At 57.5% G+C, this 11,673-nt stretch carries 10 protein-coding genes; 3 read left to right on the forward strand and 7 right to left on the reverse strand.

Annotation, left to right across the window (positions count from 1 at the left end; genetic code table 11):
- The first annotated feature begins 17 nt into the window (after positions 1-17).
- Positions 18-998: an amidohydrolase family protein gene (locus AWB79_RS10915; RefSeq protein WP_232470871.1), complete on the forward strand. Its 981-nt coding sequence runs from the start codon at positions 18-20 to the stop codon at positions 996-998.
- Positions 999-1,483: 485 nt separating this feature from the next.
- Here AWB79_RS10915 and AWB79_RS10920 read toward each other — a convergent pair whose 3' ends face one another.
- From AWB79_RS10920 to AWB79_RS10950, 7 genes are all read right to left on the reverse strand, one after another.
- A complete protein-coding gene (locus AWB79_RS10920; RefSeq protein WP_061167434.1) occupies positions 1,484-2,833 on the reverse strand; it encodes a type II toxin-antitoxin system HipA family toxin in 1,350 nt (449 codons plus the stop codon).
- An 18-nt stretch (positions 2,834-2,851) separates the two neighbouring features.
- On the reverse strand, positions 2,852-2,992 hold the full coding sequence (locus AWB79_RS39430; RefSeq protein ID WP_157695743.1) for a hypothetical protein: 141 nt from the start codon (positions 2,990-2,992) through the stop codon (positions 2,852-2,854).
- Positions 2,993-3,288: 296 nt separating this feature from the next.
- A complete protein-coding gene (locus AWB79_RS10925; RefSeq protein ID WP_157695744.1) occupies positions 3,289-4,143 on the reverse strand; it encodes a hypothetical protein in 855 nt (284 codons plus the stop codon).
- A gap of 725 nt (positions 4,144-4,868) precedes the next feature.
- Positions 4,869-5,318, reverse strand: a complete 450-nt coding sequence (locus tag AWB79_RS10935; RefSeq protein WP_157695745.1) for a hypothetical protein — start codon at positions 5,316-5,318, stop codon at positions 4,869-4,871.
- On the reverse strand, positions 5,309-5,935 hold the full coding sequence (locus AWB79_RS10940) for a BPSL0761 family protein (RefSeq protein ID WP_157695746.1): 627 nt from the start codon (positions 5,933-5,935) through the stop codon (positions 5,309-5,311). The genes AWB79_RS10935 and AWB79_RS10940 overlap by 10 nt, the downstream gene beginning before the upstream one ends.
- Positions 5,898-6,290, reverse strand: a complete 393-nt coding sequence (locus AWB79_RS40040; protein WP_061167438.1) for a hypothetical protein — start codon at positions 6,288-6,290, stop codon at positions 5,898-5,900. The genes AWB79_RS10940 and AWB79_RS40040 overlap by 38 nt, the downstream gene beginning before the upstream one ends.
- A gap of 427 nt (positions 6,291-6,717) precedes the next feature.
- The gene (locus tag AWB79_RS10950) at positions 6,718-7,239 is read right to left on the reverse strand and encodes a DUF6471 domain-containing protein (protein ID WP_232470872.1); all 522 of its coding nucleotides are present in this window, start codon (positions 7,237-7,239) and stop codon (positions 6,718-6,720) included.
- 791 nt (positions 7,240-8,030) lie between these two features.
- On the opposite strand from AWB79_RS10950, the gene AWB79_RS10955 reads away from it, so the two are divergent.
- Both AWB79_RS10955 and AWB79_RS10960 read left to right on the forward strand, forming a co-directional pair.
- A complete protein-coding gene (locus tag AWB79_RS10955; RefSeq protein ID WP_061167440.1) occupies positions 8,031-9,293 on the forward strand; it encodes an ATP-binding protein in 1,263 nt (420 codons plus the stop codon).
- 249 nt (positions 9,294-9,542) lie between these two features.
- A complete protein-coding gene (locus tag AWB79_RS10960; RefSeq protein ID WP_061167441.1) occupies positions 9,543-10,880 on the forward strand; it encodes an IS4 family transposase in 1,338 nt (445 codons plus the stop codon).
- Positions 10,881-11,673: the final 793 nt, after the last annotated feature.

Here is an 11,673-nt window from a genome sequence, read left to right on the forward strand (position 1 = left end):
CCTTTTACGGCACAGACATGGATTCGAAGGTTTCAACGGCTGGTGACGCGTTTGATGCGCGGCGTCGGGCGCTCACATTAGCTTTGGCTGCTGGCGGCATGGTCAGCTGGTGGCGGACACCCGCTGCTCGGGCCGCAGAGAAGGTTTCATTCTCGAATTCAAGCGGCAGCGAGAATGCGTCATTGAAAGCGCCAACAATGGCATGCGACGCGCATATTCACATCTACGACGATAGGTTCCCAATCGTTAATGCGAACGCCACGCTTCCACGCCAGGCGACGGTTGACGATTACCGGAAGATTCAAAGCCGACTCGGCACGACGCGCACGGTAATCGTTCAGCCTGCAAACTACGGAACAGACAACCGCGTCACTTTGGACGCAATTTCAAAACTCGGGGCGGACAAGACACGTGGTATTGCCGTCGTTTCTTCCGACATCTCGGACGACGAACTTCTTGCGTTACATCAGGGCGGAATTCGCGGCGTTCGATTTTCCCTCTTCGAGCCCAAGAATGCTGTCACTCGGGCCGACATGATTGAACCAGTCGCACGAAGAATCCAGGACCTGGGTTGGCATATACAGCTCCAAATGCGCTCGGACCTCATTATCGAAAACGCCGAAATGTTGAATCGGTTGCCGTGTCCGGTAGTCTTTGACCACATGGCGCGGTTGCCGCGAACTGAGTCAGGGCGCGATGCATACAACGTCATCCGTGGGATGCTGGACCAGGGGCGTACGTGGGTGAAGGTGTCCGCCGCTTACCTGAATACAAAGGTTGGACCGCCGAGCTATGAAGACGCGAAGAACATGGCTCGGTCGTACATTGCGGTGGCTCCCGAACGGGTCGTCTGGGGCAGTGATTGGCCGCATCCAACCGAGAAGACGAGCAAACCGGACGACGCACAACTCCTCGATTTGCTGGCTGCATCCGCTCCCGATACCGCGACTCAACATCGCGTTCTTGTCGACAATCCCGCGACTCTCTACGGCTTCTGAGCGTTCAGCTCTACGGGAATGCAAAAACCGGCTCATACTTGTGTCATCACGCAACGTGACGACATCAGGAGGGCCAAGTCATGAGTAAGGCTGGCGGAAGCGGTGGCGGCAGGACTGCTGGCAGTAGTAGCAAATCCAGCGGAGGGCGCAGCGGGGCCTCGCAAAGCAGCTCAACCGGGCGAGGCAGACCATCGACCGGCTTCCCAGGAGGGAACCGGCCAAGCACGACCGGAAATCCCTCGGGCGGAGGCCGCGGCAACGCACCGGCGTCAGGCGGGAAGTAGGGAGTGGAGAATCGGCCGAGCATTTCGTCGCACGACCTCGAACACCAGATAGTTCGCGTCTTCCCGACGCGAACTGAAACAATCCCAGAAGCGGCCTATTCCCGCTCTTGGTGATTGTATTTCGCAGTTTGCGCGTCCCCGCATCTCGGCATCGCCCAAAGAACTGTCATCGCAAACGTGACCCAGGACGCCAGCACAATTTCATGGCAAGGCGCGTCGCAGGTCGGCGCTGGAAACGTCATCGATGTGCCGAAAAGCAGACTGAACAGCGTCGATATCGCGTTGGGCGACGCCTGAGCTTTCGAAAAGAGCCCGCCAATTGCGGACGGCTGCCCAGACGTCCGCTATCAGCTCGCAGGCACACGCTTCGGATACTTGGAACGCCTCGTGGTCACTTAACGCGTTATCGAGGGTCGCCAAGCGTCCGCTCTTGCCTACCGCGAGATGTTGAAAGCGCTCGCTTGCAATACCGGGCTGCGGTAGGACGTCATAGACTGGGCTTAGGCGCCAGCTCCTCAGCTCTGTGTCCCATAAAAAACCGAAGTTACGCAGATGGTCATCCGAGTTGCTTATGAAGATATTGAAAATCATGCGCTTGAATAGCTCGGCTTGTCCGTCGTATGCGACCAGCGTTCTGCAGTATCGCTGCAGACGCGAGCCCAACATCGCATACGACATGTTCCGAGATTCTGTCTCGTCGCATCCTGCGACCGTGAGGGCGCTGACGAACGGCACGCGGTGCTCAATTTCCCCTTTCGCTTTATCGCCGCGCACGAACCTGGAATCGCCGAGCCGGGTCGCGTTTCCGGAAACCGCCCAATAGCGGTCGAATCTCCGAACGAGCAGGACGTTGCGGTCGTTGACTCGCACCAACCGCACCGCCGGTACACGCAACCCAGCTCTTTCTGCAAGGCGCAGCGTCGCATGCTCCACAGCAGGGACGTCGAAACGGTCTCCCTCGCTCGCAAGCTTTGCGAGATGCAATCTTCCCTTCTCGTCGCGAATCGAAGCTTTCGGCCGAGCACCACCGAGCGATGCCGCCTGCACATATATGTTGTCAAGACTTGGCGGCACTGGCTGGCCGCGCTCAATGAGGTCAACCGCCTCCACGATGTCGGGCAGCGTGTCCCAAGTATCCTTTGCGACAACTGCCGGTGCGGACGCTTTGGGGCGCACGTCGAGCGCACCGACGCGGTCGCTTCCTGCATGCAAAAGGTACTGAGACTCGGGGAGTCCGTTCAGTGGCGCGCCCAATTTGGCTTCGATGATTCGGCGACCCCATGCGTCTGGGGTGGCGTCTCGAATGGCGCCAAAATAGGGCAGCGAGTTCGCGGGCCGCAGAACCTTGCCGGCAATATCCTTTCTGTTTCCAAGACGCAAGCTCACCGGGTCTACATCGAATGCGGCGCTTCGATTGAGATACGCTGGGTCGTACTCGAAACCGGATGCGACCAAATCCGTGGCATCTTCCGTGAGCGCAAGTTGCCCGCATGGCGTCCACGACGCATCCATGTTTGCGAACACGCACAGGCGGGAAATCTTGGACGTCATGGCAGTTGGGGAGTGAAGTCAGTCACCGGCAAGCGCCCGGGCGTAGCGCATTGCTGCACGAAAGCCGACTGCGCGGCGCATTACCTGCAGTAGGCTGCGGTTCCCGAGGCTCTCGAACTCGTAGACGAGTTCGAAACGCTTGTCCCATGCGTCGTCCATGGCTCTCATCGCTTGAGCAACTCGCGCCAGTCGAAAGCCGAGTCGGTCTGTGCGCAAAAAGAAGGCAGGGTAGTACGAGCTTCGGCCCATCTTGATTGCAAACAAGGTTCCGCGCCGTACACGCTTACGGAACTCACTTTGCGAGGTACCACTTCGAAGAGCGAATTCGGTTTTGCTCACGAGCTGCCCTTTGCGGACAAGTCGTCGTCGCGCGCGATGAAGAACGCGCATCCCTTCGCGTTCTTCGGGTTCGAGTTGACCGACATGAACTACTCGTGGTTCCATTTCGTGCGCGCTCAGGTCAGCTTTGCGAGCCTGCTGAAGACGGCGTCGCAAAGGTCGGTCACGCTCGGATGTTTCGCGGCCAACTTAAGCTTGTGAGCAGCGGCTGGCTCGTCGGCCCGGGCTATAGCCACCGTCAAACGCAGAGTTCGCCCGGCGAGCTCGCACATGAGTCGTGCCTCAAGGTCTTCACCGCTTTTACCGGCGGTGGCGCGCTCGACCATGATGAGCACCGTCGCCGGTGCCGGTGGAATTTCGTGTGGGAATCGGAATCCCGGCGAGTGAATTGCCTTCAATGCGCGTGTCCACAGCGGAACTCGCGGGTCGACTTCGACGGCACACGAGTAGAGAGGCTCAGCAATGGTCGGGGCGACGGGGCTGCTTGCGTCATAAACGTCTATGCATGTCCGACTGAATTCTCCCGCCCACGCGCGAGCGAATCTCAATAGCTCACGAAAGGCTTTGTCGTCGCCGAGCAGGTCGAGCGGAACTTCGTCGCCGAGCGCACCACATTGCCGTGTCAAGAGGTCCAACCGCAATACGGGCGGTGCTGGCACCAAAATAAGGGCGACTTTCCAGAGACGCTTCAGATTCAAGCGTGCGTCGCAGAGAAAGGCCGGAAATGCATTGTGGCCGTCGACATCGAGCGCAAACACGCGGCCGTCGCCGACCAACGCGGATAGCCTCCTTTTGCTTACCCCCAGCTTTTTCCGGAACGCCTCCTCTGACAGTAACTCTCCGCGTGCAAGCATGTCACGGTAATGCTGTACTTCCTTCGCGCGGAGGTCTTCCGTGGAGATGGTTCGACCTGCGAGGGCGAGCTCCGCGAGCGTATGCTCCAAGCTTTCTGCATCCGCGACGAGTATCACGACTCGCTCAAGGGAAGCGTCGTCAGTTGTCTCGTTGAAGCCCTCCGACCACTCGTCCGCCCTAGGATAAAAAAAATGGTCGACATGGCCATCCGCACGGCGTTGTCGCTCATGTACCCAAGGCTGGCCCGGACTAACAACCCCGCGGACCATGTCGCATTCGTCAGCGTCGCCACGTGCCGGAAGCAGGAGGACGGTAGCACCGTTCGGTGCTCGGCGTAGACGACGCATGAGTTGGTCGACGTTCATAGCGTGAGAAACCCGTACTGTTATAACCAGATGGCAACAGCAAAGTCTCATTGCCAGTCTTCGCTATGCCCCCACGGATGTACTGGCCGAGGCGGGAGTTCCTCCTTGCCCGCGAGCGCCATCGTTATCGCTCTTGCGACCAAGTCCCAGGTGCTGCCTGCGTGCCTCGGATAATCAGTTATGCTGGCCGTTCTAGTTGACTTTTCCCGGTTCTCCATGAGCTCGATAGAGTAGTTGCCATAAGCTGGGTCCCCTCCAACATTGATGATACGTATTTGTCCGAGGGTTCTACGCTGCTCTTCGCTACCACGCGGCAGGAGTTCAAGTGTCACTAAGAGCATGAGAACCTCCATCGTCATCTCGGTTTTCGCTGAGTTGCGGTCAGGCATGTGTGCCTGTCAGGGTTGTATCATCGCGAAGACACGCAGGACTCGCTCAAGCAACCAGATGGCATCGTCATCCTCTTTCATTGGAACTCACGCCCGCCACACGCGTTGCGTGGTTTCATCGATTGAATGCTCTGTTGCGAAGAGCAGTCCGTTGTCGGCGGCAGCGTCGATTCGATATAGAGGAAAGGCCAAACTGCGTTGATATCGCCCAATCGTGGCCGTCATGCGCCCGCTCGGCAGCGGCGTCGAGCTGCATCTCCCCGCGCATATTGCAAGCAACTTCGCCGCCTCTTCGAAGAGCGCAAGCCGAGGCTGATTGCAGCGGTCGACTCGGCCCTCCACCTTGCAAATTGATAGCAGACTTGGACGCGCGTCCGTTACGCTGCCTTCGAATATGTCGACTATGACGAGTGAAGGCGAATCAAACTCGTCGTCGTCCGGATTTGGGTAGTGTTCGGTGCGCGACGGGGGCTCTTCGGCGGACTCATCGAGCGGGGTTGTGAGCACGGCTTCCTCCGTCATTTCGATTACCAGCAACCAAGCGCCTTTAGATACATCCGCTCAGCAATGTCCCAAAGGACTAACTGCTCGCAGGGCAGCGCTTCTGGGAGAGCCGGTGAATAGCACCATCCCACGACCGCGAGCACCCTATCGATATCGTCAAGCGGCATCTTCGCGGCAGACATGGTCGCTCGAGCGACCTCTTTGTCGACGTCGTCGAGCGCATCCACTAGGAGACCCATGGGCGCGGCCAGCGCCATGCAACAGAGACAGATGCAATCCAATGCATGGAGCGCGCTCAAGATTGGCGGCATGCCGCGCCATTGTGGCGACAACAAGAGCGAGTGTGCCTGCAGCAAATGGGGCGAAACAGGGGGCGGTAGGATTCTTGCTGAGCTTGGGACCATAGCGTTGCCGGCGCGCGCAGAATAGATTTCTGAGCATTGGCTACAAGCGACGGCCGCGCTCTGTTGTGCATGCTTCTCGTCACCCACAAATTCGGCGAAATCGCCGTTCCGCGGATAGTGGCGAAGAATGTTCATCGCTACGGTGCGTACAAGAGACCACATCAACGGTTGCTCGGACCCGTACAGCGCCTCTAGCAAACGGCGCGCATCAGCGAGCGCTTTTTCCCTCTCGTGAAGATGCGTCATCGCTTGTTGCCTCCGTGGTCCGACATGAGCTCGCGGTTGCGGGAGCGTACTCCGCAGTGACGTTGGTCATTTGCGTCACACGATGCTTTTCGCACCAGTTGAGCAACAGGTAGGACATCTCTGAAGTCCAACCTGGGGGGCCAACGAGTTGATAGCAGCGGCCGGTTGACGTCACGCCCCGCATTGTCTTGCGGTCATAGTTTTTGATTGGCGAGCTGATGCGTGCATATCCCGCATCCTTTTTCATGCCAAGAAAATGCCGCTCGCCTCGCTCGGGCTCAGTCTCCAAGACCAACCACTCCTCCAGAACCAGTTGCGGCTCGATGGTGGCGGGAGTGGTGGACCAGATGGGCATGGCGACCTCCGTGAGACTTCGATGCAAGTACAGCAAAGTCGACCTCACGGCTGCCGACGCGAACTAGCCAAAATCTCTGGCAGTTTCTCTGTGGAAACGGATAGGTCGGAAGGATGCGGGCAAGGACGGAGTAGTCCGAATGCAGCCGACCGAATCAAATCGAACGGTCTTGATGTTGCGTCCATCGACCAAGGTTTCGAGAAAGCCTTGAGTCTCGGTGACTGCGTGGGTCCGCTCTTCTGGAGTGGTCAGGAGCCCTCCCGGTGAATTTTGGGGCTACGCAGGGCAGGCGGCGGCGAACGTATTCTCCAAGCAACTGCTTACTGTAAAACTGCGATTTATTTCGCGTTTTTAAAGATACTCGGTTTTGGCAGGGAGGCAAGCAGTAAGGGCGAAAATAAGGGAAAACCATTATGTTGCGCGGAGCTTACTTCTCCAGGTATGCGAGTGCAAGCAGGTCCTCAAAATCAATGTAATCGTCTAGGGACCGGGAATTGAGCGCCGTAATGCACTGAAGGAAGAGCGCGAGTGGCATTGTCCCCGAGACAATGTGCGAGTTCAGGGTCTGGGACGTGACAGGCGCGCCAAAGCTCGAAAGCCGACGCACGAGTTCCTTGGTGGTCACAATGGGCGGGCTATTGCCGTCTGCGCGCTGCGCCAGTTCAGCCTGAATGACCCGCTGGGCAATCGCGGACCAGTCTCCGCCTTCATTGATGGCTTGCAGCCAAAGGCGAGGCCGCCGATTACCTGCTGCGACGAGAATCTGGAGGAACATCGCCAGCCTAAGCGTGCCGCGGGATACCCTGGATACAAGGGCCCGTTCGCTGTCTGCAACGCCGATGGTCGCAAGGGCGTCCACCATAGAGGCATACGAGATGTCTTTGCGAGTAAGGGCTACGCGCGCTACGCGCGACGCAAGACTCGCCCAAGCCCCCTCGGCGTCAGTCACTGAGACCCCTTGCAAAGCTGATGCTCATCGAGTAAAGTAATAAAGCGAAAAAAATCGCACATTATATAAACTCCCCTGAGATGCCGATACGGTGCTCGGGGCGCTGCGCTTGCCCAAAACGGATAAGTATAACTGGGCGCTCAAGCGCACCGGACCTCGTCACGAGCGACGCCCAACAAGCTTCCCGCGCGGGTCGGGCTTTCAGAGAGGGCGGGCAAATTCCAATCGCACGGTGCGCGGATATGCCTCAAATGGTCACCGGAAATGAAACTAAGCGAGTGTGGGCGTAAGCGGGAGGCGAGGGCCGTATATCCTCAGTCTGGTCGCGACGATGCTGGCATACGTCGATACGAAACAGATTCAAATAGGTATGAAAAACCGAGCTAACGCGGTAAGCGCGTTAAGAGTTCCGCCACATTAAGGCCTCATAGGTGGCCACGCGCCGGCAAACAGAGATTGGGTGGTCATCGGCGCGGCAAAAAAAGCTTGAGACGAGCGCATCCATCGAGTATTGTATACTTGACACGGGCACAACTTCCCTCAGTACCTCAATTCTAAAATTTTTTGCGTGAGAATGCAAATTTTTTTTGCAGCCTATTCGGCGCCGCCTCCCGAAAATTTTAGATTGCTCTCTTCTTTTTAGATTCGCCGGACGATAGGGAAACGCTTGGTAGTCGCGCCGGAGGCAATGCGCAGGCAGTTCAAATTGAACCTGCCGTTTCGAACCGAACCGCTTGCGCCCACCCTTCAAAGCATCTGACAGAGGAACTTCACTCGGAGGGCCACTTGCCATGATTATTGCCAATCCGTTGCTTGAACCACTTCCGAGCTTGACTGGAGTGAACGCTATTTTTAACGCGCTCGCGTCGGACCCGCCTGACCGAAGCCCTGAGTTTTGGGCCGCTAGTGTCGACGCGAGGATTGACCATCTTCAGTCGTTGAACGGGGTCTATGTACCTGGTGAGCAAGGCCGAGAGCACTTCGATAAGCTTAGCAGCGTTCTTCGGGCTGGCTTGGCCCGACGAAATCCAAATGACCCAAAAACGATGAGGTTGATTCACGCGGCCGGCATCGCAGTAACGCAAAGGCGGCAAGGACTATCGAAGAAGCGAATTGCGTTTCTTCTTCCAGCCTTCGAAGCTTCCGGCTTATTCCTCGACGGACCCACCGGTGTGGGCAAGACAATGCTCATCAACCGATTTAGAGCGAGCCTGCCCGTGTATAACGAGATTTCTGAACTCGCAGCTGGCAAGTGTTCTATCCAGCAGGTCTTCTTGGTCCATGTGAGTTGTCCGAGTAACGGGACAGTAGTCGGACTCATGGTTTCGATTCTCTTCGAAATAGACCAAATAGTCGGTAGCAGTTATGCGGACACGGCGGTCCAAAAACGCCTCCCTCGAGATATCTGTGAAGCATACCTGATATCCTGTCTTTGGAAGCATTTCGTAGGCATCGTGTTTGTCGACGACATCCAGCATTTGCTCAAGCACCCGCATCTCTCGGACATACTTCTCCAAACACTCTGCACGCTTATGGAGCGCTCTCGCGTACCCATTGTCACAGCGGGGACCTATGCCGCCGAGCAAGTGATTGACACGAAGTCCGCGCTCGGGGCGAAGTTGACGGGCGAAGCCCACCTGAAATTGAAAGCTTGGGTCCAGGGCATAGATTGGACGCGACTCAACAAGACCTTCTGGCACCAACGCGTGTCTCAAGGAACATTGAACATGCCCATTTGGCTCCCTGAAGAGTCCCACTTCCACACATGCGGAATCCTCCGTTTGTACCGTATCCTGATGAAAACCTTCTTAAGAGGACTAGCAACTGGAGCGATTAGCGATGTGACGCCGGATAGTTTTGCAACCTGCGCAAAGGATAGCCTTGGCCCGTATCAGAAGTCTTTGAGCGTTCTAAGGCGTCACGAGGCAGGGGACGAACTTACCGACGAGGAAAAAAAAGAATACGAGGACTGGCTACCGCCAGACGACGACTACGTGTCGCCCAAGATTGAGAAGGCCGTTCTAAAAGAAATAGCGTCAAGGCGCAAGCGTTAATTTCTCAGACCAGACTCGACACTGTGTTGAGGTTAGATGGTGCGAGGCGCACATTCCAGATGCGGGGGGCAGCCCGACCATCCTAGCGAATCATGACAGCGTCGACGGGGTTCGGGGCGCTAAGCCCACCTCATTACACATAAGTCGTGACAGTGGCGCGCCGCGAAAAGTCGTTTACGGTCAATGACATAGCGGATGTGGTTGTAAACTCTTTCGGACTGGCGTTAACTCTTGCATTTTGGGCGGCACATGACGCAAGAGAAATCGAGCTGGGCGGCGGCAGAACTCAAGGGCATCGATTTGGGCGATGAACGCCTGAACAAGCGCGCCGTGCTACTGGCTGAGCGGCTGGCGGAGAAGCCGACGGCAAGCATCCCCAACGCATGCGGCGGCTGGGCGGAAACGGCGGCAGCGTATCGCTTCCTGGCGCAAGAGGAGCTGGACTGGCGCGACATCATGGCGCCACATTGGCAGAATTCGACCGAACGGATGCGGGCGTGCGAAGTAGTGCTATGTATTCAGGACACCACGCAGTTGGACTTTAACGGCCAGACCATCGCAGGCTTGGGTCCGCTGTCGTATGAAGCGCAACGCGGGCTGTATCTGCACCCGACTTACGCGGTGACGCCATCGCGCGAACCGCTGGGGGTGCTTGACGCGTACATGTGGGCGCGCGAGTCCAAGGGGGCGGATGGCGTGCGCCCCGGCATCAAGGAAAGCACCCGCTGGACCGAAGGATATGAGCGGGTTGCCGAACAAGCGGCCGCACTGCCTGCCACGCGACTGGTCTATGTGGCTGACCGGGAATCGGACATCATGGCGCTGATGGTCAAAGCAAAGGAGTTGGGCCACCCGGCGGATTGGTTACTGCGCTCGCAGCACAATCGCACCTTGCCTGACGGCGGCAAGCTGTGGGACCAAGTGACTTCGGGTGAGCCAGCGGGCAGGATTCACTTTACGCTGGCAGCCCGTCAGGCTCAGCCAGCGCGCGCGGTACGGCAGCAGGTGTGGGCGCAACGCGTCGCGTTGTCTGACGCTGCAGGCGGCGTGGTGAGCGCCACTTGCATCGTCGCCCGCGAAGTCGACCCGCCGGCAGGCGTCAAGCCGATTGAATGGCGACTGCTGAGTAATCGCGAGGTGAACGACCTTGACGCGGCCGCGCAGCTTATCGACTGGTACCGCGCGCGCTGGGAGGTGGAACTATTCTTTCATGTGCTCAAGAACGGCTGTCGGGTCGAGGCGTTGCAACTCGCATCGATGGCACGGCTTGAGCGTGCCTTGGCGCTGTTCATGGTGGTGGCATGGCGCATCGCTCGGTTGATGCGACTGGGTCGAACTTGCCCCGACCTGGATGCAGGACTGCTGTTCGAGCACGATGAATGGCGAGCGGCATTCATTCTCAACAAGAAGAAACCGCCGAAGAGCTCACCGCGTCTGAATGAGGTCGTGCGCTTGGTCGCCATGCTCGGCGGCTTCTTGGCGCGCAAAGGCGACGGCGAACCTGGAGTCAAGACTATCTGGCAAGGCCTGCAGCGAGTGACAGATTTCGCCGCCGGCCTCAGATACGCCCGAGAACTGGGCGACTGACTTATGTGTAATCAAATGCGCTAAGCCATCTCGTGGTAAATGCAATGTTTAGATTCAGGGGGGCGCTTTTATGCTACTTCCAATCCTTGCGGACGAGCACATCGCGGGGTGGTCACACCGAATGGCCACAGTCAATGGGCAACTCGCGCTGAAAGAAAAGGGAGGGACGCCCACTAATGGATGGTTCTTTCCCCGAGAACTTCAACAAACCGTGGCAAACGCTCGAGGTGTCCTTCCATCGGCAAATGAGGTCTTCTGGCATCACACATTCCTTCCCGTCGCCTTGCCATTCGTCACTCATGCTGAGAGGGATATCATCCGTGACATAATCAGAGGCGAACATGTCGAGGGTGCCTACGTTAGCTCCGGCTTACAGAGGGTGTTTGCGCGGGAGCGATTTGAACTGTCTTGGTGCCTCGAGTGTCTTGACGTAGACCTGAGCACAGGATGCGGGCATCCTTATTGGCATCTTCAACATCTAATCCCAGGCGTGGACCTCTGTACGTTCCATAAGTCACGTCTTGTGGCGCCATGCGGAAAATGCACATTCTCTAATCCGAACAGTCGGCTAGCTCGGCTTCCCTCTTATAGGTGCTGGTGCACGGCAAAACTGACCCTCAAATCAAAGTCGAGCGGAGAGGAAGCGCAGCAGCAAAGTCTTGAGCAACTTACAGCAGAGTTTGCTGTGCAACTGCTAGAGCGCCCATTCGCTCCTTACGTTAACTCAAAGGAATTTGGGCGCGTTCTCCGAAACGGATTCGACGGGCTCGTCGGCGCGCATAATGCAGTTACG

This window comes from Caballeronia hypogeia, assembly GCF_001544875.2.
In the GTDB taxonomy this organism is placed as follows: domain Bacteria; phylum Pseudomonadota; class Gammaproteobacteria; order Burkholderiales; family Burkholderiaceae; genus Caballeronia; species Caballeronia hypogeia.

Coding starts and splice junctions, on each gene's coding strand:
- AWB79_RS10915 (WP_232470871.1), top strand. CDS start 18: ATGGATTCGAAGGTTTCAACGGCTGGTGACGCGTTTGATGCGCGGCGT.
- AWB79_RS10920 (WP_061167434.1), bottom strand. CDS start 2,833: ATGACGTCCAAGATTTCCCGCCTGTGCGTGTTCGCAAACATGGATGCG.
- AWB79_RS39430 (WP_157695743.1), bottom strand. CDS start 2,992: ATGGACGACGCATGGGACAAGCGTTTCGAACTCGTCTACGAGTTCGAG.
- AWB79_RS10940 (WP_157695746.1), bottom strand. CDS start 5,935: ATGACGCATCTTCACGAGAGGGAAAAAGCGCTCGCTGATGCGCGCCGT.
- AWB79_RS40040 (WP_061167438.1), bottom strand. CDS start 6,290: ATGCCCATCTGGTCCACCACTCCCGCCACCATCGAGCCGCAACTGGTT.
- AWB79_RS10955 (WP_061167440.1), top strand. CDS start 8,031: ATGATTATTGCCAATCCGTTGCTTGAACCACTTCCGAGCTTGACTGGA.
- AWB79_RS10960 (WP_061167441.1), top strand. CDS start 9,543: ATGACGCAAGAGAAATCGAGCTGGGCGGCGGCAGAACTCAAGGGCATC.